Here is a 26521-nt window from a genome sequence, read left to right as displayed (position 1 = left end):
CCTGGCCTCGATCGCGCCAGTCTCGATCGCGCTGACGATCAGGCACTGACGATCAAGGGCGGTTTTTGCCCGTTGGCTCTGGCTAGGGTGCGCGCCAAACTCGCAGTAACTCATGGCCACCCCGCTGAAATTCGTAGGTGGTGGGCAAAATTTCCACCCGCAGGCCCCGATCGACCAAGTGATCGATCGTGGGTTGCACATGGGGCGATCGGGTCACCTGATAGTTTTCCAGCAACGGAAACACCCGCACTTCCTGCGCCACCCGGGCTAATTCCACGATCGATTGCTGATGAAATTCCAGGGAAAATTGAGCGGAATAGGTAAAGAGCAAATGGGAGCAGAGCGCCAACTCAAACTCCCCATCCCCAAAGGGCAAATTTGGCAAGCAGCATGGTTGGTAACGCTGTGCTTGCAATCCAGCAGGAAAATCCGCCAAAAATTCCCCCATTGCTTGCAACCGATAGTCCGCCAAAGCTTCCGGCGTGGACAATTCCGCAGACCACACAAACCAATCGTGGTTTTCGTGCAATCCCGCCACGATTTTGGGACAGGTTTCCTCAATCCGTTGGGCAATTTCCGCCGCCGAAAACTGATAGATCGGGTCGCAGGAAATCACCCGTTTTCCCAACCGATGCATCGTCGCATTAAAGCTGGCCGGCCCACCGGCACAGTCGAGGATCGATCGCTCCAAATCCTCCCCCGTGAGGGAAAACATTTTCCGATAGTCTGCAAACGATCGCCCCCAAGGAACCACCTGCGTCAGTTGAAAGGCCATATTCTGTTCACCTTTTGCTCACCCTTTTCATCACCATTTGCATCATTTCAACGGCCATGATTCAATTTTTAGACCCCAGCTTTTGATAGGTTCGTCGTCGCCGCGTTCGGGCCTGTCAGGTTAAACTGTTTGGGTAATCTGCAAGCACGTTGGAGTTGTAGACGCTCTGTGACCGCTCGTTTACCCGTCGTCGAATCCGCCTCAATTGTTGATCCTCGCACGGCCAGTACGGCACAGGTTCCAGCGCCCCCGGGAGGCTGGCGCGGCCTGATCGAAACCTATCGCCGCTACCTCCCCGTTACCGACTCCACGCCCGTTGTCACCCTACACGAGGGTAATACACCGTTAATTCCCGTCCCGTCCGTGGCCGATCGGATTGGGCGTGGCGTGAAAGTTTACGTGAAATATGACGGTCTGAATCCCACCGGCAGCTTCAAAGATCGGGGGATGACCATGGCCGTAACCAAAGCCAAGGAAGCCGGAGCCAAGGCGGTGATTTGTGCCAGCACGGGCAACACCTCCGCCGCCGCCGCTGCCTATGCCCGCCGGGGTGGCCTCAAGGCTTTTGTCTTGATTCCCGATGGCTATGTGGCCTTGGGCAAGCTGGCCCAAGCCCTGCTCTACGGCGCTGAGGTGCTGGCGATTCGGGGCAACTTCGATCGGGCGTTGGAGTTGGTGCGTCAAATGGCCAACGACTATCCGATCACCCTGGTGAACTCCGTGAACCCCTATCGGCTTCAGGGGCAAAAAACCGCCGCCTTCGAGGTGGTGGATGCCCTGGGCGATGCGCCGGACTGGCTCTGTGTGCCCGTGGGGAATGCCGGGAACATCACCGCCTACTGGATGGGCTTCTGTGAATATCACCAGGAGCAACGATGCCAGCGGTTGCCCCGAATGATGGGCTTCCAGGCGGCCGGGTCTGCGCCGTTGGTGGTGGGCCGTCCAGTTTTGGATCCACACACGATCGCGACGGCGATTCGCATCGGCAAGCCAGCCAGTTGGGATAAGGCGCTGGCGGTGCGGGATGCCAGCCAAGGCGGCTTTGAGGCGGTCACCGATGAGGAAATTCTGGAGGCCTACCAACTGCTAGCGGGCGAAGAAGGCGTGTTCTGCGAACCGGCTAGCGCGGCTTCCGTGGCGGGGCTGCTGAAGGTGCGCGATCAAGTGCCAGCCGGGGCCACGGTGGTTTGCGTGCTGACGGGAAATGGGTTGAAGGATCCGGATACGGCCCTGAAAACCTCCCAAAACCAGTACCACCAAGGGATTGAGCCAGAGTTGGCGGCGGTGGCCCAAGCGATGGGTTTCTAGGACGGGTTTCTAGGGCGAGTCGATCGCCCGGCTGGCCCCTCTCGTGAGTCGTTAGTCTGGCGGGGGGAATTGCCCGGGGGCCATATCTTGCGAATCGGCTATTTTTGGGGCGTTGGTCATGGGGCCAGCGCCCTTTGTACTTGGTCAAAAACCGCCGCCCAATCCCCAATTTTCGGTTGGCGAAAGAGTCGGGCCGTGGGATACCAACGAGTGCGATCGGTGTTCAGCAGCCAGCGCCAATCGGGCACGGCCGGCAACAGAATCCAAACTGGTTTGCCGATCGCCCCGGCCAGATGGGCCGTGGCGGTGTCTACGGTGATCACCCCATCCAGTTGGGCGATCGCGTGGGCCGTGTCCGCAAAATCCGTGAGCCGATCGCCCAAGGCGGGAATGCCCCGATCGGCTAGCCAGGCCCGCTCCTCGGGGCTGGTTTCCGTTTGCAAACTCAAAAACTGATAACCGGGCGATCGCAACAGGGCCTCCCATTGGGCCAAAGCGGTCGATCGCTTGCGGGCTGTGGCTCCTGTTTTGCCGGAAGCCCAAACAAATCCCCACCGTTGACCCGCTGGCGAGGCAATTGGTGAAGGTTCCGGCTCGATCGGCCCCTGGGTTGACGGTGGAAACCCTGGAAGTGACTGCGGCGACTGAAGCGATTGGCCTAACTGAAAATAGGGAATATCCGCTGGAATGGTGGCCGGCGTGGTTCCAAAGGCGGCCGGCAAACTCATCAACGGCGACCAGTAATCGAACGGCGGTGGCGTTTCCCCCCGAATCACCACCTGGGCCACACCCGCCACCGTCCCAAACAGCCGAGCCAGGGGCCTCGGACATTCCAGCAGCACCCGCGCTCCTCGGGCCGCCAACAGGGGAGCATAGCGCACAAAGTTCAGCGCATCCCCAAAGCCCATATCTGAGTAGAGCAGAACGGTTTTGCCCACCAGCGGTTGCGCTCCCGTCCAAACCGGTTGAGGAAAGGGAACCGGCGGCAGCCCTCGCGCCGTTTCCACACAAAACCAACGGTGCTCATAGTCCACCAGGCCCTGTTCCCATTGGCCGAGGGTCATTTGCACCATGCCCCGATTGGCGATCGCCTCATGGAAATCCGGCTCGATCGCCAAGGCCTGGTTATATTGGGCGATCGCGTCCTCATAGCGCCCCTGTTCCCAAAGGATATTGCCCAAGCTGTGGCGGGCTTTGGCGCATTGGGGCAACGCTGCCACCACCTGCCGAATGTGGATTTCGGCGGAAATTAGGTCGCCCAGCTTTTCCAAAGCATTGGCCAGGTTACGATGGGCATCCCAATGATTGGGATCCAGGGCGATCGCCCGTTCATATTCCGCCACGGCTGCCGGGAGCTGTTGGGCCTGTTTGAGGGCCGCTCCCAGGTTGACCCGCAAGCCCGGATCCGCCGGCCGCAGAGCGATCGCCCGTTGATAGCAGTCGATCGCCTGGAGCCAATGCCCCGATCGGTAATAGGCAATTCCTAAATTCTTCCAAGTGGCCCCATCATGGGGGGCCGCCGCCGCCATCTGTTGCCACAGGGCGATCGCTCCCGACCAATCCCCTTGGCGGGCCAAACTCAACGCCCGATCGTGCATCACCGCCCCATGATCAGGAGCGCATTGCCATCACCGGCCACCCACAGGCCACCCACCGTCATTTCTCGATCGCCACCCAAACCTTGCAACTATCTCGCAAAAGCCTAGAACCGGCCCATCGCTTGCTAATTAGTAATCGTATTCCACAAAATCCGCCGTCCCCGGCTCCCGGCGCACCGTCTGATCCTGACGGGCCCGAGGTAAATAGGTAGGAACCACTCGGATGGGGTGGAACGGTTGCGGGCTGTGGGGCGGCGCACCATAGCTTCCTCGGTTTTGCCGGGCCATGGTGGAAATCACCCCCGCCATCACAATGCTGCTGACCGTCAGCACCATGCCCCCCAGGGCCCAAAGGATGCCGTTGCCCCATTGGCCCGGGGGTTGCTGTTCGCCCCGGTTAGCCGCAATTTGCGCCAACTTGTCATCCAAGGCCATGGAAGTGAGGTTTTTTTCCTGGCCCTGCACGGCGGTGCTCAGTTTATCCACCGCCGCCGTTAGACGCTCCCGGTCTTTGCGGTCTTCTCGCAAGTCCGCTTGAATTTCCTTTAGTTGATCTTCGCTTTTCCGCAGCCGCTCCTCAAGCTTGGCGATCGTGCTGTCGCCTGTGGGAGGGGTGGCCGTCGCATCAGCCGCACCATTCGCGGCGGCACTGGGGCGGGCGGCGGACAAGGCCGTGGGTGGCGGCGAGGGCAGCATGGTCACCGTGGGGGCCGGGGGCAGTTGGCCACCCCCTTCAAGCAGGGGAACCCCACTGGGATTTTCCGACAGCCCGGGAACCGAGGACGGAGGCGCGCCCACCGCAATCCATCCCTTCGCGACCGCAAATGCCAGCGATCCCGTAATGGCGCAGCCTGCTAAAAACGCTACTCGACCCTCGGCCATACTGATGCCTGTCTAAAACTTCTCGCCAATGCTAACTGACAATCCTGCAAAAGGGTAGACGGTCTTTTGCAGACCCGATGGGAATTTCCTGGATTGTCGATCGGGAAATTCCCGCAGCCGAGTTCACTTCAGGGGCTGGCTCGATCGGGGCCTGATCCCGATCGCCCTCCTTGGCTCACTCCAACTGCAACAGCTCCGCGATCGCCTGGCCTTCCTCCGTAGGTGTAGCAGGCATCACCTGTCTGGCATCCGTAATCAGCCAATCCAGGGCCGCCGCCTGCACATCGATCGTCGCGCCCGTCTTATCCACACAATAGCGACCGAACACCAATTTATCCACCAGCCGCACGCCCGGCCCCAAGCGGGAATATTCAAAAATCACGCTGTTTTCCACCGTGGCCCCGCTGCAAATATGGCAGTTTTGCCCGATCGCCGTGGGGCCAATAATCTTTGCCCCATCATCAATCCGGCTCATGCCCCCGATATACACCGGCCCTTGGATCTCCACCTTGTCCCAGTTGACCGCCACATTCAGCCCCGTATAAACCCCCGGACGCACCTGCCGTCCAGGAATGGCCACGTTTTGCACTTCCCCTAACAGCACACTGCGAATGGCCCGCCAGTAGTCCGGCACTTTTCCAATATCCACCCACTGAAAGTCCATGGTGATGCCATAGAACGGCGCACCCATTTCCACCAGCTTGGGAAACAAGTCGCCCCCAATGTCATACTCACAGCCCGGGGGAATGTAGTTGAAAATTTCCGGCTCAAAGATATAAATCCCGGTGTTGATGCTGGTGCTGAGAGCTTCTTCCACGGCGGGTTTTTCCTGGAATGCCTTGATCCGGCCGTCCGGATCCGTCAACACCACCCCATAGCTGGACACCTCATCTCGGGGCACGGATTTCATGACGATCGTGGCGAGGGAGCCTTTGGCCTTGTGGAATTTGACGGCGGCGGTCAAGTCCAAATCAATCAGCGCATCGCCACAAAGCACCACAAAGGTGTCATCAAAGAAGGGGGAGAAGTCTTGGATTTTGCGCAGGCCACCCGCAGACCCGAGAGCTTTGCCAATCAGCTCGCCGTCTTCCACAAATCCTTCAAAGGAGTAGGCAATTTCGACCCCAAATCGCTGGCCATCGCGGAAATAGTCTTCAATTTCCTTGGCCAGGTGGCTGACGTTCACCACCACTTGATCAAAACCGTGTTGGCGCAAAAGCTCGATCAGGAATTCCATCACTGGCTTTTGCAGGATGGGGATCATCGGCTTAGGCACGGTGAAGGTGATCGGCCGAACACGCGTGCCTTTGCCTGCCGCAAGGATCATGGCTTTCATGGTTTAGCTGGCTTCTCCCCGGGAATGCTTCACGTTTTATTTAACGGTGCGATCGTCGGATCAGCAAGCCAAGGGAAATGGGCGAGGCTTGCCAGATTCTGACGTGGCTTATTTGGTTTTCGACACTGTAGCGCTTGCCATGGGGTTCGCGAAAGAGAGGATGTGATCGATCGAATGGCGATTGCCCAAGTGTTTGGCGGCAACGGCGGCCGGTTGGAGCGCTGTGGGGATGGGTTTGATGAAAATCGGGCGAGTTTTTGTGGAATCTTGGCCCGAAACTAAACCGGACTGAATCTGAACTGAATCTGAATTGGATCGGGATTGGATCGGGAGCTGAATTTGAATTGAGCCTGAATTGAGTCTGAATGGGATCTGAATTGGGTCTGCAATTGGAGCTGAATTGGGAACTGTTGGGCAAAGGCAGGGAAACGAATGGCGTTGGATGCAGTTGTGTTGGGGAAGTTATACGCCACCTTGGCCGGTGGGGTGGGTTTGGGGGTGTTGTTGGGCCGCTGGCTCCCGGCGCGGGTGTCCGGGGCGATCGGGCAAGGGTTGTTTTGGGTGGGCGTGCCCCTGAGCTGCGTGGCCTTTTTGCGCCAAACCGATCTGAGCGGCCAAGCTTGGCTGGCTCCCTTGGTGGCTTGGGGGTCGATCGCCCTGGCCGGTTGTCTTGCTTGGGGATGGCTGCACTGGCAAGGGGTGACCGCTCCCCAACGGCGAGCCAGTTTTTGGCTGGGGAGCATGTTTGGCAACACGGGCTATTTGGGCTTTCCGATCGCCCTGGCCTTGGTCGGGAGTGGGCAATTTGCCTGGGCCCTGTTTTTTGATGTGGCGGGCACAACCTTGGGGGCCTATGGGGTGGGTTCGGCCCTGGCAGCTCGGTTGGGGGGCCAATCGAGCGACGGTTGGGGCATGGTGCGGGCGGGCTTGGTGAATCCGACGGTTTGGGGGGCCCTGGCAGGCTTGGGGTCGCGATCGATCGCCCTGCCCCAGGTGATCGATCGAGGGCTGACGGCCATCGCTTGGACTGTAGTGGCCCTGGCCTTGGTGCTCATTGGAATGCGGCTCAGTCAGTTGCGTTGGGGCAATGCCACGGCTCCAGCGATCGCTCTGTTAGTCATCAAAATGGCGATCGTGCCCCTGGTGGTGGGGTTGACCCTGCGGGGTTGGGGATGGCAGGGGCCAACCCTCTTGGTTTTGGTGTTGCAGATGGCCATGCCCCCCGCCTTTGCCTGTTTGGTCATTGCCGAAGCCTACGACCTCGATCGGGACTTGGCCGTGTCCAGCGTGGCCCTGGGAACCGTGGTTTTGCCCTTCACCCTGCCCCTCTGGCTTTGGATGTTTGGGGCTTAGGGGATGGCTAGGAGCGGTGACCCGTCACGATATAGGACGCGCGTTGGGCAATATTGGTGGCATGGTCGGCCATGCGCTCAATGTGGCGAATGGTCAGCACCATCAGCAACACCGGCTCGATCGGCCCCGGTACATCCCGCTGTGTGGCCAACAGGCCATAGAGGCGATCGTAAGCCTCATCCACCACATTGTCCGCCGCTTGGAGCCGGGCCCCCGCCTCGGGATCTGGCTCCACCAACGCCGCCAAACTCATGCCCAACATGGTCAGGGTTTGGCGAGCCATGGCTTCCACCTCCTCCAAATGGGGATGGGGCCCATAGGGAAACAGGCGCACCGCAATATCCGCCAAGTCCTGGGAATAATCACCAATGCGTTCCAAGTCCCGCACCAACTGCATCAGGGCACTCAGCCAGCGGCAATTTTCCGCCACCGGAGCGTTCAAGGTCATGGTGACCACGCAGTCGAGTTCAATTTGGCGATAGAACTCATCGATGCGGTCTTCGAGGGCATTAATTCGCTCGATCGTGGACAGGTCGCGGGCAAACAGGGCTTGCTGAGTGAGGCGAAACGAATCCTCAACCAGCGCTCCCATCCGCAGCACATCTTGGCAAACTCGCTTGATTTTGCGTTCGATCGCCGTCGGTTTGGTGGCCGCACCCGAAGCAGTGGAAAACAAAGATCGTTTCACGTCTACAGCAATCATGGAACCTTCATAAACGACGGAATGAATCAACAGCTCGTCCCAACCCTACTTTGGAAACCGTGATGATTGGCTCAGAATGATTTCCCTTTGAATTTAGGCGTTGCTCAGCAGTGAAACCACCAACCCAGTTCTATTGAGAACATCCACTTCAGGAAATCAAGACACCAGTCCCCAAGAAGCCTTAGAGCCGCATTGACCGATGAAAGAAGGTGTTGAAAAATGGATAGATCACTGATAGTGCAACTTGAAGAAAGTAAAGACTCAAAACCAGGAATTGCATCATAGATTCTTGATGAATTGCTGGCTATTGGTTTTGAAGTTAGAAGGAAAAAGTCACTCTAACTGAGGGCCCTTGAGCTTGACTGCCATCATTTTGGCCAGAACTTTGAACAGCGCTGGGGATAGGGCCGATCGCGCCGTGAGTTCGGTTGCCCACAAGGGGCTGAGGCAGAAGCTGTTGGGCAACTTTCGGGAAATTTCTGGGAAGTTTCTGGAAAATTTTTAGGCAATGATCGAGACTGAAACGAGGAAATGCTTGATCAAACTTCAATCAATTTTGATACTGATTGCGATCTGAAATCGCTCGGGAAGATGATAGGGAATAGCAACAGAATGTTGGTTGGGATGACTAATTACTCATGATGCTGTCTGATCAAAGGTTCATGAAAGGACAATCTACACAAGATCAATCTAGGATTAATCGAGGCTACCATGGGACTAATTGGCGATTGTCTGATGGATAAGGATTGGAATAAAAATGCCTCGGTAAAAAGGGGAACGGAAATGAGAAATTAATGGATGCATTTCAAAAGATTGCCTTTCCTTTATATCTTATATTTTCTTAAGATGGGGGTTCCGGCTCAGAAGTTTAGTGGGAATTTAACCAAACTTTAGTGGGCTGATCGGCCACAATCCCGAGGAGCATCACCCCTGGGATGATTGTTCAAAATTTTTGCACCGATTGGGGTGCTGTTGGCTACCAAACAGCTCGATCGCCCTGGTTATCGGTGTTTTTGGGGATTGCTCCCCATCGTCAAGCACTACAAATCATCCAGGGGTTGGCGGATGGCCCGAATCGGCAGGGCTACCCGCAGCCTTGCACCGCCGGTTTTGGGGTCGTTGCTGCCGGTAATTTGTCCCCCATGGGCGATCGCAATTTGCCGGGCGATCGCCAGCCCCAGTCCGCTGCCGGTGCTGGGGAGTTGGGGCGCAATCATGGCATCGGTTTCGCGGGTGCGGGAAGCGTCGCCGCGATAGAGCCGCTCGAAAATGTGAGGTAAATCCGTGGGCGAAAATCCAGGCCCCATATCAATCACATCGGCATAGGCCCAGGTGGCGATCGGGTCGTTGTCTGGATCGGAGAGGGGGGTGGCGGCTTGGGGGTTGGGCTGGGGCGCTCTGGCGGCCCAGTGCGGGTCAGACTCCGAGGCGCGATCGCCCAACTGGCTCGCCAAACCCAACTCCTCCGCCAAATCTTCCGCCAACTCCCCGGGCGGTTGGGGCAAGGTCAAGGCCGGCGCATCTTGGGAAATGTGCAGCCAAATTTGCCCCCCTTCCGGGCTGTACTTAATCGCATTGTCCAGCAAATTCAACAGCAGCCGATGGAGCTTGGCCCGATCGCCCTGGAGCCAGAGATGATCTAACCCATCCCGATCGAGCACCAGCGCCACCGATTTTCGTTCCGCCAAGGGTTCCACCGACTGCCAAGCCGCCTGGGCCACCTCCACCAAGTCCAACACCTCCAGGCGCAAAATTTGCCCCGGATTCTGTTCCATTTGGCTCAAATCCAGCCAATCTTGCACAAAGCGCACCAGCCGTTTCACTTCCGGCATGGCTCGATCGACCCAATGGCTCAGGGGCGGCTCCAGTTGCTTTTGCAGGGTTTCAAACACCAACTGAATGGACGTGAGGGGCGTGCGCAACTCATGGGCCAAGTCATTAATCCACCGGTTGCGACTGCGGGCTAAATCCACCATCTGCTGGCAATTTTCCACAAAAATCGCCACGTGACCATGGGGCAGCGGGATTCCCCACCCTCGCAGGGCCAACCCCACCCCCTTGGTGGCGGTTCCCGGCCCCGGCAAAGGGGGATCGATCGTCCCGTGGTCGCTCAACTCCGGGCCCTCCGTCGATTCCGTTGGCTCCGGCCGCGGCTCTCCATAAAACGTCCAGTCCCGTTGGCAAGTGAGCCGGCCCCGCCGGGTTTGTTGCACCAACTGATCCAAATCGTAGGAGCGCACCACCTCAATCAAGAGGCGGTCTTGGTTGGGTTGCCACTGACGGATGGCGAACAGCTCCCGCGCCCGGTCATTGCACCACCGCAATCCATCATCGCGATCGACCCACAGAAAAGCGATCGGAGCCGCCACCAGGGCCTTCTCCCAGATTTCGAGCTGAGACTCCAGGGCCACTTCCCGATCGAGCGCCGCCACCACCCCGCGCCGCACCAAGGACTCCAGCCCCAACGGAATCGCCACCTCATCGGCCAAAATGGGCGCAAAAAGCTGCATCAGGCGAGAACGCAGCCGCGCCTGTTGCCACACCCCAACCCCTAGCCCCAGTCCTAAACCGACTAGGACACTAACCAAATCGATAGCCAAAGCCGCGAATGGTGACGATGTATTCAGGCGTGCTGGGATCTAGCTCAACCTTTTCCCGCAGCCAGCGGATATGCACATCAACGGTTTTGCTGTCGCCAATGAAGTCAATGCCCCAAATGCGCTCCAACAACTGTTCCCGAGACCAAACCCGCCGGGGATGTTGCACAAACAATTCCAGCAATCGAAATTCCTTCGGCGACAGGTTCACTTCCTGAGTCCGCACCACCACCCGGCATTCCTGGGGATAAAGTTCAATATCCCGATAGCGCAGCACTTCCGGCTGGGCCGCGCTCACGATCCGATTGCGCCGCAGCAGGGCCCGGCAACGAGCCACCAACTCCCGCATACTGAAGGGCTTCGTGAGGTAGTCATCGGCCCCCACTTCCAACCCCAACACCCGATCGGTCTCGCTGCCCTTGGCACTCAGCATCAAAATCGGCACGGGATCTTGGCGCTGGCGCAACAGCCGACACAGATCCAGCCCATTCACCCGAGGCAACATCAAATCCAGAACAATCAAATCGGGCGGGCGGTTCATGTCGCCAGGATTGTTGAGATTCAACAGGTTCAAGGCCGCAGCCCCATCGGCCGCCACTAACACTTCATAGCCCTCGTCGCGCAGGGCCGCAGCCACCATATCGCGGATTAGTTCTTCGTCTTCAACAATCAGGATGCGGCTGGGTTGCCCCGCATCCAGGGGATTAAATTTCAGGGCGCGATCGCTGGCCAGCATACGGTGAAATTCTTGAGGAACAGATTCGGCGGTGATGAATCGATCGAGCAGTTCGGTGGCGTGAGCGAAACCCCGCAAAGCACCAGAACAGCGCCAAACTAGCGCTAAAACGGCGCAAATATAACGTTAGGAAATAAGCTTCCTGATTTATTTCGTATTGCGGTATACGATTTATATCTCCACGATACCAAGGTTCCCGCCGGCCGGCGATCGCCCCCCTGTGGAATTTGTAAAAATTTCCTGACGGTTTTTTTGGCTCAGAAAATGCCCCCTGGGCGTTGGGTTGTCCAAATTGTCCCAGAAAGTGCCAGGGCCATTTCCTCAGAAAATTCGTTGAAGTTGTGGCGAATGGCTGCTTTTTCCTTAGCCATTTCTTTAAGAATCAACCGTAGTCAACCAAAATCGATGGGCGATCGGGATGGTGATCCCATGCCATTCCCGATGGATGCTGGCGGCCGGCCCTACACGGCCCCTGCTGAACTATTGACCCAGATTAGTCATAGCGGCGAATCACCACGGTGCAAACCCAATGGCGAATCCCACGGAGCCTAAAGCTGTTTTCCATGGTTCACGTTCCCGTGGTTCATATTCCCGTGGTTCATATTCCCGTGGTTCATTAACCCGTTGCCCGTGGAATCCGCCGCCGTCGATCGCCCGCATTGGCCACCATTCGGGAACCAAGCCCCCAACCAGGTCTGCATCTGACCAATCTCCTGGCTTTGGGTGCGAATCACATCCTGAGCCATTGACTGCACTGGCGGGTGTTTTACCAATTGGCCTTGAATCAGGCTTTGGGCCATCATCACCGCCCCTTGGTGGTGCATCACCATATCTTGCAAAAACTGCTGATCCAGCGCATCGCCTTGCAAGGGTTCCAGGGGACGCATCATGGGCTGATAGGCCTGGGTGCTGGTTTGGTTGGGATACCAGGTTTGCAGCCATGTTTTCATTTGGCTCACTTCCCGGCTTTGGGCATCAATAATCGCCTGGGTAAATTGCCGCATTTCCGGCCGTTGGGTGCGATCGCGCACGAGCTTGGCCGTGTCGATCGCCTCCTGGTGGTGCGGAATCATGTGACTAATGAATTCAAACTCGCTGCTCACCTGCATCGAGTGCATATGATGCGCCATGCCGCCGGCCGCGTCCCCACCAGGCGGACAAAGGGCGGGGCTAGCCTGGGCGGTGGTGGTGGAGCCTGGGGCCGTTGCGGCGGGTTGTTGGGCCCGCCATTGGCTAAATCCCCAACTCCCGATCGCGGCGGTGCTGGCGATCGCGAGGGACAATCCCGCGAGCCATGGGCCTTGTTTACCAGTCCATTTCATTGAATCTTGCTCCTACTTGCTCCTGAATTGATCAAAATTCATCAAAACCAAGACCGATCGGGTCAGGAATGCCCGATCAACCAAGGGTTAACTTCAGCATAGGAGTTGGAATCTGAATTGCGGGCGAGGAAACGGCGTGGTGAAGAGGCGTGGTGAAGAAAAGCTAAGGAAAGCCCACAGCGACCCGCTTTGAAGTCTAGAACGGAGCCGTATTCTGCAATTTTGGGATGTACCCCCCATGTCGGACGATTTGTTTAGCTTTGTGGTCACCAACAACACAGACCAAGCCATCCTGGAAATTTGGGTTTCGCCCGATGATGAGGAGTGGTCGCAGTTCGATTTGCCAGAAGAGGGAATTGCTTCTGGAGAGGGGGCAACGGTCACCTGGGCGGAGCATACGAATGATTCGCCCTGTGAGTGGTACATCAGCTTTGTGTTTGAGGATGAGTCGGAAAGCGAAACGGTGTTGGTGAATTTCTGCGAGGAGCCGAATATCACGGTCGGCTAGAACGCGCGTTAACCGATCCACAACCTGGGGCGATCGACTGAAACCCGCATTGTTTCGCGGAGGTTGTGGATCGGTGGATCGGGCAAACCGACCCTTTCCGATCGATTGGGCCGCCATCATTCTCTACACGATCGCTTGCTGTGGCTCCTTGGTGTCACACCGATCTGGCCATGCCCATTCCCGATCGGCAATCCTGAGGTTTTGTTCTTTGATCCGATCATGCAAACCATGCGATCGCTGTTCCTGAGCCTGGCCTTGCTCTGCCTTGGCACGCCCGCCTTGGCCACCACCTGTGAAGAAAGCTTCGACAAAAAAGGCGATTTTTTCAACGGTTCCGCCTATTTTGCCCGCGTGCAAGTCCAAGGCCTATCCGTCGAAAGGGCCTTTTTTCAATTGCGGGTGATTTTGGCCCGCGAAGGCATTCGTACCCTCAGCACCGACGTGGCCGGCGGCATGATGCGAGCAGAAAACCCCGCCACTGCCTTTCAGCGGGCCTTGCCCATTGACGTGTTTGCCTTGGCGGAAAACAACCAAACCACTGTTGAGATGGTTTTCACGCTGCCCAGTGGTGTGACTGCCAGCCGCGAAACCGTCAAGAAATATATCTGCGGGGCCCTCAATCAGCTAGAACCGCCTGCCCCAACCCCATAGGCCTGGGCCAGGGCGATCGCTCCCGATGCCATGGCGGTGTTTGGGGGAAGTCACAGGCGCGCGCGTCTCATGACATTTACAGCTCGGTTACTGAAGCAGCGAGCGATCTCATATTGATCGCTTGCGCGAGTTTGACGAAGGGCAATCTCACTTCTTAACCCGCAGCCACAGCTTGACCAGCAGTGTGGAGATTTTGGCAGCACGGTCAGCCACGATCGCGATCGCAACCAAGGCCACCAGCCAATTCGGCATCCCAGCAGGAACCGGTAACCCCAAAATCGAATCGGCTTGGGGGATCTGCACCTCCTGGGAAGTTTGGTTGGCCGGCAGACTGGGCTGAGAAGCGGGCGAACTTTGAGGAGGGGTCATGGTAAGTGGTCGCCTAAGCTGACCATAAGATTTAGTAGCCTTACTTTAGCTTACCAAGCTGACCATGACAACATGGTGATGTAAAATTGTATTGACGTTGTTACTCATATCCTGTGTCTCCATTGCCTGAAGACTGGTTGCGCCAGGTTAGTACTCAGCACCAGTTATCGCCCGAGCAGACTGATGCCCTGATTGCAGTGATGCAGTCAGAGTCTCAGACGACTGAAAAAATTGCGGCAACTTTAGGCATTTCCGCATCTGCACTCAAGATGCGTATGGGAGGAGTCTATGAAAAATTAGGAATTACTGGTGCGTCTCGTGGCAAGCTATATCAACTCAAAAGGTATCTCTGGGAGGCTTACCAAAATCAAGAGACTGACTTACAAAGTCACCAACTGACCAGTAGCCCATTTCTCAAGCCGGAACAGTCTTCTCAGCCACTCCTGGTTCCTGATCGTGTGACTACTGAGCCACCGACTAATCTGGGCGTGCGGGGCGTTGCCAGTGATCGCTTCTTTGGACGCGACCAAGAGCTGATGGCGTTACACGAGCAATTGCAGGGACATGACCATCGTGTAGCGATCGCCAGTGTGGATGGCATGGGGGGCGTGGGCAAAACGGAACTGGCAGTGCAATATGCGCGATCTCACCTCAATAGCTATCGCGGCGGGGTGGTGTGGCTGGCGGGAGAACGGGCGGGAATTGAACTGTTGAATTTTGCCCGATCACATTTCTTCCCAAATCTTGATTTGTCAGACCTGGGTGACTTGCCGGAGCAGTTGGCCTATTGCTTTGCCCAGTGGCCGGCAAAGGAAGTACCGCCAGAGTTGGTGCTGTTGATTTTCGATGATGTGACAGACTATCGCACCCAAGTTGAGGCAATTTTACCCGCCGATGCCCGGTTTCGGGTATTGATCACGACGCGGGCCAAGTTTCAGGGTATAGCACGTCTGGAGTTGCAGGTCTTGACTCCGGTGACGACGCTCCAGTTGCTCGAAAGTATTGTGGGAACGGAGCGGATCGCGGCGGAACGGGCGACAGCGGAGGCACTTTGTGAATGGCTGGGCTTTTTGCCGTTGGGAATTGAGTTGGTGGGCTATTACCTGAGGCGAAAGGCGGAGTTGTCGCTGGCCACCATGCAAGAACGGTTAGAGGCACAGCGGTTGCAGGCCCGGGCGATCGACCCGAAAGACCGAGACTTTCCCGAGGGGATGACGGCACGATACGGGGTAACAGAAGCTTTTGAGTTGAGTTGGGAAGAGTTGGAGCCAGCAGCGCAACGACTGGCGGTGTTGTTGGGTTGTTTTGGACCGGCTCCGGTGTTGTGGGATTGGGTGCTGGGTTGTTTGCCCAATGACGATGAGGAAGATATCGAAGATGCGCGAGATCAGTTGGTGAAGCTGAGTTTGGTGAAAGCTGAAGAAGGTCAATATGCGTTGCATCCGCTGATTCGGGAATTTTTCGCAGCCAAGCGGGCGGCCTGGCCCGAGGGCGGGGCGCTGCAACAGGCGTTTTTAGGGCAAATGGTGAGCGTGGCGAAAACGGTTCCAAGGACGGTGACGCTGGCAGACCTGGCGCGCACCCGCCCCGCCTGGTCGCACTTGGAAGCGGCAGCGGCGGCTAGCGGCGAGATTACCGATCCAACAGATTCCATGTGGGTTTTTAGTGCCTTGGCGCAGTTGGCTGAGGGGCAAGGTCTCTGGGCTGAGGCTGAACAGCACTGGAGCGACTGCTTAAGCATCACCGAAAGCCGCTTTGGTCCCAACCATCACGCCACCGCCACTAGCCTCAACAACTTGGCATTACTCTACAAATCCCAGGGACGGTACGAGGCAGCAGAATCCCTCGTTCGGCGAGCACTGGAAATCTGTGAGCAAGCGCTAGGAGCCAACCATCCCGACACTGCCCTCAGCCTTAATAACTTGGCATACCTCTACTATTCCCAGGGACAGTACGAGGAAACAGAATCCCTCGTTCGGCGAGCACTGGAAATCTGTGAGCGAGCGCTAGGAGCCGACCATCCCAATACCGCCACCAGCCTCAACAACTTGGCAGAACTCTACTATTCCCAGGGACGGTACGAGGAAGCAGAACCCCTCTACCGGCGAGCACTGGAAATCCGTGAGCAAGTGCTAGGAGCCAACCATCCTGACACTGTCCTCAGCCTCAATGACTTGGCGGCACTCTACAAATCCCAGGGACGGTACGAGGCAGCGGAACCCCTCTACCAGAGATCGCTGGAAATTTGTGAGCAAGTGCTAGGAGCTGACCATCCCTTGACTGCTACCAGCCTCAATGACTTGGCGGCACTCTACAAATCCCAGGGACGGTACAAGGAAGCAGAACCTCTCGTTCGGCGATCACTGGAAATTCGTGAGCAAGTGCTAGGAGCTGACCACCCCGATAGTGCTGCCAGCCTCAACAACTTGGCATTACTCTACGAATCCCAGGGACGGTACAAGGAAGCAGAACCCCTCTACCGGCGAGCACTAGAAATCTATGAGCAAGTGCTAGGGGCTGACCATCCCGACACCGCTACCAGTCTCCATAACTTGGCAGGACTCTACGAATCCCAGGGACGGTACAAGGAAGCAGAACCTCTCTACCGGCGATCACTGGAAATTCGTGAGCAAGTGCTAGGAGCTGACCACCCCGATAGTGCTGCCAGTCTCGATGGCTTGGCATACCTCTACTATTCCCAAGGACGGTACGAGGAAGCAGAACCTCTCTACCGGCGAGCACTAGAAATCTATGAGAAAGTGCTAGGGGCTAACCATCCCGATATTGCCACCAGCCTCAACAACTTGGCACTCCTCTATCAAGGCCAGAAGCACTACAAGAAAGCAGAACCCCTCTACCGGCAAGCACTGGAAATCTGTGAGCAAGTGCTGGGAGCCGACCATCCCGACACCGCCACCAGCCTTAACAACTTGGCAGTGCTGCACTATTACCAACATCGTTGGGGTGAAGCCGAGCGGATGTTGGTGCGTGCTTTGGAGATTCGGGTGCAGAAGTTGGGTAAAGCGCATCCTCACACCCAAAGCAGCATCCAAAGTTTGCAAAACCTGGTGCAAGCCGTCATTAAAGCCGATCGCGCTGCCGACCTCTCCAACCACCCCCTCACCCAATCCATCCTGCAACAACTCACCACCCCACCAAACCCGTAGGGGCGCATGGCGATGCGCCCTCCGATACGCGAGATCTCCGCAAACCAATTCGTTTCAAGCGATCAATCCTGGCGGAGGGCGTACAGCGGTACGCCCCTACCCATGCGGGAAAACCGATTTTTGTGGGGCCACATCGCCATGCGCCCTCCGATACGCGAGGTCTCCGCCAACCGATTCGTTTCAAGCGATCAATCCTGGCGGAGGGCGTACAGCGGTACGCCCCTACCCGATCTCTTCATCGATACGGAGAAAACCAGATCGTGTATCCCCAGGGGCGATCGCCCCACCCCAAGACCCGCAATACCATTGAAACAACGCAATCCTGAACGTCCTGCACCCACGATTAATGACCGCCAACACCATCACCGAAGGAATTCTCGATGGAACGAGTCGAAATTACTAAACAAGATCAGGGCTGGACAATCATTTTGCCCGAGTCGATCGACTTCCTCGGCGAAGCGGTTTATCTCAAGCCCCTGGGCAGCGCCCTGATTTTGCTCCCCGCCGCTAATCCCTGGCAAATTTTATTCGAGAGCCTCACACTCTTTTCCGAAGATTGCTTCGAGGACTGGCCAGAAACTCGCCCCCAAGACTTGCCCCAAGAACGCGAGGAATGGTTTCCATGCAATTCCTCCTCGACACCAACATTTGCATTTACTTAATCAAACACAAACCGCCCCAAGTTATTGATCGCTTCCGCGCCTGCGAACTCGGCGATATTGCCATTTCGAGTATTACCGTTGCTGAACTCGACTACGGCATTGCCAAAAGCCAACAGCGCAATCGCAATCAGGCCGCCCTCGATCGCTTCTTGTTGCCCTTAACGTCCCCTTCGATCGCAATGCCAGCCATCACTATGGCGAACTTCGCTACAGCCTCGAACGCCAGGGACAATCGATCGGCGACATGGACTTACTCATCGCGGCCCACGCCCTCAGCTTGGGCCTGACGATCGTGACCCATAATGTCCGAGAATTTAGCCGCGTTCCCGACCTTGCCATTCAAAACTGGGCAGAATAACCCTCGGCTGAACTTCTCTCATCCTGCAACTACTCAACACCCCACCCGAAACCCCGTAGGGTGCGTAGGGCAACGGTTCGCAGGTTCCAGAGGTGGGGTTTGTGCCCTACGCACCACTACTACCATTGGCGCGGGCAAACTCGTGATTCTGAGGGGCGATCGACGGTGCGTGGGAGCCAAACCAGCCAAACCGTTACCCCGCAAGCATTCTCCCACTCACCCTACCCGATCGCCCCATTGATGCGGGGAAATTACAACGGGCGATAGACGCGGTAATTGACGTTGGGGAAGATGTTGTCGATCGCCTCCACCTTTTGCAGCCAGCCCGAATCCACCTTGCCCGCGCGAATATCGTCGTAGAGCTTCGTGAACCGCATCATGTGCGATCGTGTCCGGCGCACCGCGTAGGGAACCATCGTCCCCGTCCGCATGATGAACGCCCAGTCCGACGATTGGGCCAACAGCAACTCCCGCGCCGCTTGGTTCAGGGCCCGCCATTCCAGCTCATCGGCTGGCTCCAGCTTCGACAGTTCGATCATCCGCTCGGCTCCCTTGTGCAGGTGCGGATAGATCCAAGCATTGGTGTCATTCAGCCAATATTCATGGAAGCCCTTGTAGCCCCAGCTCGATTGGGACGGGCGACAGACCTGCTGGGTCGGCTGCTTTTGCAAGTAGTCCGACAGGTGGGTCATCTGGAACGTGTTTTGGTCAAACCAAGCCTTCCGGAACAGGAAATCCAAGAACCAAGGGCCTTCGTACCACCAGTGCCCAAACAACTCTGCATCGTAGGGCGACACGACGATCGGGGGGCGCTGCATCAAGCCATTCAGATAGGCCACCTGTTGGCCCCGGTTGAACATGAAGTTGGTGGCATGTTCCGCTGCTTTTTCCCGGGCCCAATAGGGATCGTAGAGCGCCTTATCGGACAGGCCCGCCGTGCGGCTGGTGATTTTGTGGTACTTGATGCCTACGTTCTTTCGCTGGCCGTTGGGCATGATGTAGGGCTTGATGTAGTCGTAGTCCGCTTCCCAGCCGATGTCTTTGTAGAATTCGCGGTACTCGGCCGCGCCAGGGTAGCCCACTTCCGAAGACCAAACCTGTTGGGAGGATTCGTGGTCGCGCCCAAAGGCGGCCACCCCTGCTTCGGTGAAGATGGGGGCGTAGGTTCCGAAGCGCGGGCGGGGCCGCGCGTACAAGATCCCGTGGCCGTCGGTGAGGAAGTAGCGCAGGCCGGCATCGGCCACCATCCGTTCAAGGCCTTCGTAGTAGGCGCATTCGGGCAGCCAAATGCCCTTGGGAGCGCGGCCAAAGTTTTCTTCGTAGTGGTCAACGGCAACTTTCAGTTGGGCCCACACGGCTTGGGGATACATCTTCATCAAGGGCAAGTAGCCGTGGGTTGCGCCGCAGGTGATGATGTCGATGTTGCCGGAGTCTTGGAATTTTTTGAAGGCGGTTACGAGGTCGCGATCATACCGTTCCCACAGTTCCCGTACTTCCTGGAATTCTTTGATGTAGTGCTCGGCCAGGTAGCGCAGGTGTCCGTTGAATTCGTTGTGGACGTATTCTTTTTCGACGAGTTCTTGCAACTGAGCGAGGTGCTGATCGTAGCGGTCTTGCAAGAGGGGGTCGCGGAGCATGGACACCAGGGGCGGGGTCATGCTCATGGTGATTTTGAAATCTACGCCATCGCGCTCGAGTCCTTCAAAGGCGCGTAACAGGGGGACGTAGGTTTCGGTGATGGCTTCGTAGAGCCACTCTTCCTCTAGAACGTAGTCGCTTTCGGGGTGCCGGACGAAGGGCAGGTGAGCGTGCAGGACGAGGGCGACATAGCCAAGGGTCATAGCAATTGTCCTAGAGCGCAATTAATAAGGCTGAGGCGATCGCTCGTGGGATCGCCCTGGCCGGATCGGCGTAAAGCTTGGCTTAAGCTTTAGCAGATTTTAAGGCGAAGTGCGACCGGGGGTAGGTCGTGAATTTGACCAGATGTTGGGCGATCGGGATCTATGGGGATCTGTGGGGATCTGTCGGGATCGGTTGAAGTCTTGAGAGATCCCAGGCAGAAGGGCGGCAAACAACCCCCTGACCACTGTAAACGGGGAGACGGTGTGAACTAATGGCGTGCATGGGCGTTGGTAATCAATGGGCTGGTATCCCAGGCGATCGGGTGTTGGCTTTCGATCGCTGGGGAGGGGGTCGGCTGCCTGTTCGCAGCGTGGCTGGGCGGTTGCTCCCAATCAGCGTTGGCCGCGCCAGAATGGAGATGATTCCAGTTGTGCTCCATGGGCCACTCTGTGCCGAGCACAAGGAGCAAAACCCATGCATTTAAGCCTGATGGGCGATTCCCTCAGAATTGACTTGGAGGGTTGGGAAAAGCTGTGGGCTTTTCATTGGCCCCTTTATTTGGAAGTCCCGATCGCGCAAATTCAAGCCGTGCAGTTAGGAGCACCGCCCAGCGACTGGCGAGAACTGCGTGCGCCGGGTACGTTTCTGCCGGGTGTGATCAAAGCAGGAACCTACTACACAAGGCGCGGCCGGGAGTTTTGGTATGCCACTCATGACGGTGGAGAGTTTCTGACGTTGAGGCTGACGGGCCATCAATATGCTCAGGTGGTGTTGACGCTGCCGGATGCGGCAGACTGGCAACGGCGTATCGATCGAGTCATCCCGCCGCCGACTCCCGTGAGCTTGGGGCAACTTCAGTTTGGCTCGCTCTAGCTTTGGCCCGCCCTAGTTTTGGCTCGCGATCGCCCATGGACGGCTGGCACTGGGCCCGGGTTGGCGATCGGGCGATCTTAGAGATCGGCGGTGAGGGGCAACCACACTTCAAAACTAGTGCCGGGTAAATCAAAGGGGCGATCGGGATAGGTTTCTGGCCAACGGGGCGATCGCAGGCGGAGGTGGCCCCCATGGCGCGCAATGATTTCGTGGGTGATGGCCAAACCCAGGCCCGTTCCTTTCCCGATCGGTTTGGTGGTGAAAAAGGTCTCAAAAATTTTGGTCTGAATGGCTTCGGGAATGCCGGGGCCGTTGTCGGCAATTTCCACCATCACCCAGCCCGTCACATCCATGGTGCGGGGTTCCACCGCCGAGATCGAGGCCGGTTCGATCGCGGCCAAATCCGCCGGTAACTCATCCACGCATTGGGTGCGGATCATGATCGTCGGTTGCCAGCGTCGCCGTTCCAGCAGTGGAATTTGGCTTTGCACCTCCAGCAGCGCATCCACCGCATTGGCCAGTAGGTTCATAAACACTTGGCTCAGGTGGCCCGACTGGCAAGCCACCAGGGGCAATTCGCCATAGGTGCGGATCACTTCCACCCCTTCCCGCAGGCGGTTGTTGAGCACAATCAGGGTGCTTTCGATGCAATCGTGCAAATTTGCGGGTTTAAAGGTTTCTGATCCCACATGGGAGAAACTTTGGAGACCGGCAACGGTTTTTTTCAGTTTGTCTGCCCCGATCGCCATGCTGTCGATCAGTTTGGGCAAATCCTCCCGCAGGAAGTCAAACTCCATGGTCGATCGCAACTGTTGCAAGGTCTCGGGAATTTCCGGCAACAGGGCTTCATAGGCTGTCACCAGTTCAATCAAATCTCGGGCGTATTGGGTCAGATAAACCACATTGCCCGAAATGAAATTCACCGGATTTTTAATTTCATGGGAAATGCCCGCCACCATCCGCCCCAGGCTGGCCATTTTCTCCGCTTGAATCACCTGAGCGCGGGTTTGCTCTTGAATTCGCTGCATGGCTAGCTCGTGAATTTGGGATTGAGCCACCAGCAACTGGTGAATATCCAGCAGGCAATAGCAGCCTTCCTGGGATTCCACCGCCAACGGTTCATAGAGCAAATCGGGCGATCGCTCCAGGGCCGCCCGCCCCGCCTGCACCACGAGCGTGCTGCCCGACAACACCAACAGCGGCACATGGGCGTATTGATACATTACGCGCAGGGGCCGATGTAAGAACAACTCCGGGCCGTATTGTCGGCTCAGGTGCTTAAAAAAACGCCGCCGCGACAGCAGCCCTGCAAAGGCTCCTCGATCGAGCAATACGGCCCCTGGCAGCAGGGGATCCGCCTCTAAAGCTTGGGCCAGCTCAATCCCCGGCTGTGACAAATCCATGGCAAAGCAGGATAGGCACAGGTCATTGAGCGTGGACTCCAAATTCAGCGAGGCAGCAAGATTGGGCAGCACAGCCGGAGCAGCCATGGTTGAAGTGGAAGTGGCAAGCATAGGAAATGAGGGTGCAGAGGGACGGGCGAGCCGCCAACAGGTTCAGAGCGTTGCACTCGGAGCCTGGGGCCGATATCAGAACCGAGATGTCATGGGAAAGAATGAATCAGGCTGGCACGCTCGATTGACATCGCCTTAGATAGCCATACAACCCCAAGGGAATCCAGTGTTGATCAACCAATCGCCTTGGTCAGTGGCCTCGGTCAATTGACTCGGTTTGATGAATCGATCGCTTGGAATCGGGGTCTTAAGATTACTTGGTCGCAGGTAAACGTTCCCGATTTCTATCCTTTTCAAGGCTAGCATCTTACAGCAGGAAAGACAGAATAGATCTACCATGAAATCTTGTCAAAGCATCTGATTTCAATCAGCCTGGCGTTGTCAGGGCAAGGCTTTGCCGTGACAACAAGCTCATTATTGAATCATCGGTTTAAGAGATCTTCATGATCTTTTTCGGGGATATTTTTAGAAAATGAGCTAAGGGGATGTTTATTGAAATTTGATCTGTTGATAATATGCGTTTAACCAATATTTAAACAAATGACAGTAACAATCTTTTCTGCACTCAATTTTGCTGCCTTGAGCTGTGGTGGCCTTGTCCGATCTTGATTGCGCGTTCTTGAGCCAATTCCCGATCGAGGTTTTGATATTGCCATTCGATCGGGCATCGATCAGACCCGATCGCGACCATGGGGGGTAATCAGCAACTTAGCAGAGGGGATGGCGAGCCGACTGGGAACGGGGCAAGGAACGAATGGCCGGTGGCAATCCGGCATTGAGAAACTGACCAGCTTCCTCGGCGGGCACGGCTCTGGAGAATAAATAGCCCTGGCCAAAGCCGCAGCCCAAGTCTTGCAGGTGATCAATTTGGGGTTGGGTTTCAATGCCCTCGGCAATGACGCTGAGGCCCAAATCGTTGGCTAAACCGATGACGGCACGGACGATCGCCGCGTTGCGTTGATTTTCGAGCATGGCTTGAATGAACGATCGCTCGATTTTGATCGAGTCGATCGGGAATTCCCGCAAATAGTTGAGGGAGCAGTAGCCCGTGCCGAAGTCATCGAGGCAAATTTTAATCCGCCGTTCCCGCAGTCGATCGAGACAGGCGCGGCTGGCGTTGGGATCCAGCGCCAAGGAGGTTTCGGTGATCTCTAGGCGCAGTTCGTAGCCTTCCAGGTCGTAGGCATCCATCAGCACTTCAATCAGGTCAGCCAACTCGGGAACCAGTTGCCGGGCCGAAAGGTTGACATTCACCCAAATGGGAAACACTTCGGGCATTTGGGTTTTCCAGATTGCAATTTGCTTGCAAGCGGACTGCAACACCCAATTCCCGATCGGGACGATCGCCCCGCGATCCTCCGCCAACCCAATGAAAGAAGCGGGCATCATTAACCCGTGGCGTGGGTGTTGCCAACGAATCAGGCTTTCAAACCCCACAATCGATCGAGAGTCGAGGGAAACGATCGGTTGGTAATGCAAACAAAATTCCCGCCGCTCGATCGCCCAGCGCAAATCCGTTTCCAGTTGCAAGAGCTGTTCCGTGTCCGATTGCAGGGCCGCATCAAAAATCACAAAACTGCCATTGCGCTGTTGTTTGGCCCGATGCAAAGCCGCATCCGCATCGCGCAAAATCCGATAGGGCTGGTCGGGGCGCGAATCTCCATGGGAATCGGGGCGGCAAACAATGCCCATGCTTGCTTGCAAAAACACATCGCGCCCATCCACCACAAAGGGATCGCGAAACACATCCTGAAGGCGGTGGGCGGCGGCCTTGGCGGCGGCCAATTGCCCCTCGTCGGAGGTGGCGGCGGACTCCACCAACACCACAAACTCATCCCCCCCCGTGCGAGCCAGCACATAATCGGGGGAAATAGCCTTTTCCAAACGGCCCGCCAGCATCATCAGCAGCCGATCGCCCACCCAATAGCCCAGGCTGTTGTTAATCCGTTTGAAGCCGTCAATATCCAGAAACAGCAGCACAAAGCGAAACTGCGGATCGCGCCGCCCCCGAGACACGGCCTCCACCAACCGCTCCAAAAACCAAGCCCGGTTCCACAGGCCCGTCAGCACATCATGGGAGGAGTTGTATTGCAACTGGGCTTCCACCCATTTGCGGGAGGTGATGTCTAGCAGGCATCCTTCGTAATACAGCAATCGTCCGTTGCGATCGCGCACGGCCTGGGCCCGTTGATCCACCCAAATGCGTTGGCCGTCTTGGCAATAGACCTGACATTCAAAGTTGCAAGCATCCTGACTTTGTTCCAACAGCTCCAGGAAACGCACTTCATCGGCCGGGCGCACGTAGAGGCGGCGATCGGTGGCATTCAGGGCCCGCAGGGCCGCTGCGGGAGACTCGTAACCCAAAATGGCCGCAAAGGCGGGATTGGCATGGAGATAGCGACCATCGGGGGCCACCTGAAAAATCCCCTCGATCGCCCGTTCAAACAGGTTGCGGTAGCGGGCTTCGGCCTGTTTGTGCTGCAAAATGGGCCCCAGTTGGGCGGTGACGATCGCCAACCGGTTCAGCAAGGTTAAGTCCCGCTCTCGGGGGCTGGTGGCAAACAAAGTCAGCACCGCCAACACGTGATCGCCGGTCAAAATGGGCAACACCACGCTCGATCGCAAGCCCACCCCCAGGGCCATTTGGCTGCGGCTGCAATGGTCGATCGACTCCAGCTCGTAGTTGCTGATCCATTCCGGGCGTTTGGTTTGCCAAACTCGTCCCGGTGGCTGGCAACCCAGCTTTAGGGTCAAGTCCAAGCTCGCCTGCCGAAACAAGTTCACCCCCTCGATCGCACAGAACCAAGCGGGGCTGCAAACCAACGACGCACCATCTAGGCTGGGAACCCAAGCTTCGCCCGCCACCCAGCCGGTTTCTTGGCCCAACACTTGCAACGCTTCTTCCAAAGCGGAGTCAAAATCGGCCGCCGCACTGGTTACGGCCACAACCCGGTTCCACAAGTCGGCATAGGCCGGGGATTGGGCTTCGGCTAAGGACGAAGACGCAGCCGCCGCAACGGTGGAAGGGCAAGATTCTGCACTGGCTGCACCCCCCATGGGCCCCATGGAACGGTTGCCCCCCTGCACCACCCCATCCCCCAACGCCTCAGGGTTGGCATGGGCCAGAAAACGGGGCAATCGGAGCGATCGGGGAAATTGGGGCGATCGAACCCGAGGCCAGGGCCAGCGCCAACGGCCCAGCGGCCCAGGAACCGCCCCCAAGGAATCCGCCGCCATCAGGCTTGGATCCAGAACCTTCAGCAGGCGATGGCGCAAGAGGCGATCGCTCAGCCACAGCACCAGGGACAAACCCGTTAAGCCCAGGGGGCCCCACAATTCCGTGTAGGGGCTGCGAGGCGGCAATTCTTCGGGCCAAGGGGTTGTGGGCGTTGGGCCGGTTCCCAAATCTTGGGGCGATCGCGCCATGGCCGATCGCCCCACCCCCTCAATGCAACCCAAGCAGATCACCAAGGCCACAGCCAACCCTAACGGGAGAACCGATCGTGGCGGACGACTTTTACCCCCCGGCCGCCGGATTCGGCAGCTCGATCGATGATTTCGTTGACTGCGCACTACACCCCAACCATTTCGTCCTTGAGTCATGCCTGCCCCTACTTATCAGCGACATCAGCCCTAGTTTTGGCAATCCCGGGCCGTCGTTTTTGAGTGCTAGTCAGCCATCGCTCATCGATCGTCTACCCAATGGTCGATCGGGAATAACCCAACCAACACTTTGCAGAATTGGCGAAAAATCGATTGGCGTTTGGGATTAGCGTTCAATTTTTCGCGCCCAACTTTTAGTGTTCTCTATTTAAATTTTGACCTTCAAAGCCAGAAGTGTTGAATCTAAACACAAAACTTCATATTCTAGGCAACAAGAGTTTCTGGCAGTAAATCATAGCTCCAATGACTGATTGAGCCATAGCGACCGAGTACAACTTGCAAATATCGCAATTTATCTAGTAGC

20 protein-coding genes and 1 pseudogene are annotated in these 26521 nt (G+C 56.9%); 9 read left to right on the top strand and 12 right to left on the bottom strand.

Annotation, left to right across the window (positions count from 1 at the left end):
• Window positions 1-82: 82 nt before the first annotated feature.
• Complete coding sequence (locus tag H6G53_RS13595) at window positions 83-775, bottom strand: SAM-dependent methyltransferase (protein WP_190533783.1); 693 nt, start codon at window positions 773-775, stop codon at window positions 83-85.
• Between the two features lie 204 nt (window positions 776-979).
• On the opposite strand from H6G53_RS13595, the gene thrC reads away from it, so the two are divergent.
• Window positions 980-2083 (top strand): threonine synthase, encoded by a 1104-nt coding sequence (thrC, locus tag H6G53_RS13590; protein WP_099533102.1) that lies wholly within the window; start codon window positions 980-982, stop codon window positions 2081-2083.
• 116 nt (window positions 2084-2199) lie between these two features.
• On the opposite strand, the gene H6G53_RS13585 is transcribed toward thrC, so the two are convergent.
• From H6G53_RS13585 to H6G53_RS13575, 3 genes are all read right to left on the bottom strand, one after another.
• Window positions 2200-3681 carry a tetratricopeptide repeat protein gene (locus tag H6G53_RS13585; protein WP_190533780.1) on the bottom strand — a complete coding sequence of 494 codons (1482 nt, stop codon included), beginning with the start codon at window positions 3679-3681 and terminating at the stop codon, window positions 2200-2202.
• A gap of 129 nt (window positions 3682-3810) precedes the next feature.
• Entirely contained in the window at window positions 3811-4563 is a 753-nt protein-coding gene (locus H6G53_RS13580; RefSeq protein ID WP_190533777.1) for a hypothetical protein, read from the bottom strand.
• A gap of 175 nt (window positions 4564-4738) precedes the next feature.
• On the bottom strand, window positions 4739-5899 hold the full coding sequence (locus H6G53_RS13575; RefSeq protein WP_099533069.1) for a sugar phosphate nucleotidyltransferase: 1161 nt from the start codon (window positions 5897-5899) through the stop codon (window positions 4739-4741).
• Between the two features lie 432 nt (window positions 5900-6331).
• On the opposite strand from H6G53_RS13575, the gene H6G53_RS13570 reads away from it, so the two are divergent.
• On the top strand, window positions 6332-7252 hold the full coding sequence (locus H6G53_RS13570; protein ID WP_190533775.1) for an AEC family transporter: 921 nt from the start codon (window positions 6332-6334) through the stop codon (window positions 7250-7252).
• 7 nt (window positions 7253-7259) lie between these two features.
• Here the strand turns inward: H6G53_RS13570 and phoU are convergent, their stop codons facing one another.
• The 4 genes from phoU to H6G53_RS13550 form a co-directional block, all read right to left on the bottom strand.
• Entirely contained in the window at window positions 7260-7955 is a 696-nt protein-coding gene (gene phoU, locus H6G53_RS13565) for a phosphate signaling complex protein PhoU (RefSeq protein ID WP_190354475.1), read from the bottom strand.
• A 1040-nt stretch (window positions 7956-8995) separates the two neighbouring features.
• Window positions 8996-10555, bottom strand: a complete 1560-nt coding sequence (locus H6G53_RS19085) for an ATP-binding protein (protein WP_190533773.1) — start codon at window positions 10553-10555, stop codon at window positions 8996-8998.
• Window positions 10536-11285, bottom strand: a complete 750-nt coding sequence (locus H6G53_RS13555; protein ID WP_190354540.1) for a response regulator — start codon at window positions 11283-11285, stop codon at window positions 10536-10538. The genes H6G53_RS19085 and H6G53_RS13555 overlap by 20 nt, the downstream gene beginning before the upstream one ends.
• A gap of 551 nt (window positions 11286-11836) precedes the next feature.
• Entirely contained in the window at window positions 11837-12610 is a 774-nt protein-coding gene (locus H6G53_RS13550; RefSeq protein WP_190533769.1) for a DUF305 domain-containing protein, read from the bottom strand.
• Between the two features lie 238 nt (window positions 12611-12848).
• Between H6G53_RS13550 and H6G53_RS13545 the strand changes: the two genes are divergently transcribed.
• Together H6G53_RS13545 and H6G53_RS13540 are read left to right on the top strand one after the other, a co-directional pair.
• The gene (locus H6G53_RS13545) at window positions 12849-13118 is read left to right on the top strand and encodes a hypothetical protein (protein ID WP_099531546.1); all 270 of its coding nucleotides are present in this window, start codon (window positions 12849-12851) and stop codon (window positions 13116-13118) included.
• A 219-nt stretch (window positions 13119-13337) separates the two neighbouring features.
• The gene (locus H6G53_RS13540; protein ID WP_190529155.1) at window positions 13338-13769 is read left to right on the top strand and encodes a hypothetical protein; all 432 of its coding nucleotides are present in this window, start codon (window positions 13338-13340) and stop codon (window positions 13767-13769) included.
• A 147-nt stretch (window positions 13770-13916) separates the two neighbouring features.
• On the opposite strand, the gene H6G53_RS13535 is transcribed toward H6G53_RS13540, so the two are convergent.
• On the bottom strand, window positions 13917-14138 hold the full coding sequence (locus tag H6G53_RS13535) for a hypothetical protein (protein WP_190533766.1): 222 nt from the start codon (window positions 14136-14138) through the stop codon (window positions 13917-13919).
• Between the two features lie 113 nt (window positions 14139-14251).
• On the opposite strand from H6G53_RS13535, the gene H6G53_RS13530 reads away from it, so the two are divergent.
• The 4 genes and pseudogenes from H6G53_RS13530 (at window position 14252) to H6G53_RS13515 (ending at window position 18592) form a co-directional block, all read left to right on the top strand.
• Window positions 14252-17305: a tetratricopeptide repeat protein gene (locus H6G53_RS13530; RefSeq protein WP_199309249.1), complete on the top strand. Its 3054-nt coding sequence runs from the start codon at window positions 14252-14254 to the stop codon at window positions 17303-17305.
• 380 nt (window positions 17306-17685) lie between these two features.
• The gene (locus H6G53_RS13525; RefSeq protein ID WP_190533764.1) at window positions 17686-17967 is read left to right on the top strand and encodes an antitoxin; all 282 of its coding nucleotides are present in this window, start codon (window positions 17686-17688) and stop codon (window positions 17965-17967) included.
• Window positions 17919-18325, top strand: a pseudogene (locus tag H6G53_RS13520) (type II toxin-antitoxin system VapC family toxin). The gene H6G53_RS13525 and the pseudogene H6G53_RS13520 overlap by 49 nt, the downstream one beginning before the upstream one ends.
• Window positions 18326-18424: 99 nt before the next feature.
• Window positions 18425-18592 carry a hypothetical protein gene (locus H6G53_RS13515; RefSeq protein ID WP_190533762.1) on the top strand — a complete coding sequence of 56 codons (168 nt, stop codon included), beginning with the start codon at window positions 18425-18427 and terminating at the stop codon, window positions 18590-18592.
• On the opposite strand, the gene H6G53_RS13510 is transcribed toward H6G53_RS13515, so the two are convergent.
• Window positions 18577-20166 (bottom strand): glycoside hydrolase family 57 protein, encoded by a 1590-nt coding sequence (locus H6G53_RS13510; RefSeq protein WP_099534451.1) that lies wholly within the window; start codon window positions 20164-20166, stop codon window positions 18577-18579. The two genes, H6G53_RS13515 and H6G53_RS13510, sit on opposite strands and share 16 nt — an antisense overlap.
• 475 nt (window positions 20167-20641) lie before the next feature.
• On the opposite strand from H6G53_RS13510, the gene H6G53_RS13505 reads away from it, so the two are divergent.
• Complete coding sequence (locus H6G53_RS13505; RefSeq protein WP_190354467.1) at window positions 20642-21040, top strand: hypothetical protein; 399 nt, start codon at window positions 20642-20644, stop codon at window positions 21038-21040.
• A 77-nt stretch (window positions 21041-21117) separates the two neighbouring features.
• On the opposite strand, the gene H6G53_RS13500 is transcribed toward H6G53_RS13505, so the two are convergent.
• Together H6G53_RS13500 and H6G53_RS13495 are read right to left on the bottom strand one after the other, a co-directional pair.
• A complete protein-coding gene (locus H6G53_RS13500; protein WP_199309247.1) occupies window positions 21118-22554 on the bottom strand; it encodes a sensor histidine kinase in 1437 nt (478 codons plus the stop codon).
• Between the two features lie 708 nt (window positions 22555-23262).
• Window positions 23263-26031 carry an EAL domain-containing protein gene (locus tag H6G53_RS13495; protein ID WP_190533759.1) on the bottom strand — a complete coding sequence of 923 codons (2769 nt, stop codon included), beginning with the start codon at window positions 26029-26031 and terminating at the stop codon, window positions 23263-23265.
• Window positions 26032-26521 lie beyond the last annotated feature (490 nt).

Origin of the sequence: Limnothrix sp. FACHB-406, from assembly GCF_014698235.1 — a bacterium.
Taxonomy (GTDB): Bacteria; Cyanobacteriota; Cyanobacteriia; order CACIAM-69d; family CACIAM-69d; genus CACIAM-69d.
Note: the sequence above shows the minus strand (reverse complement) of the source record. Positions and strands in the feature narration are given on the sequence as shown.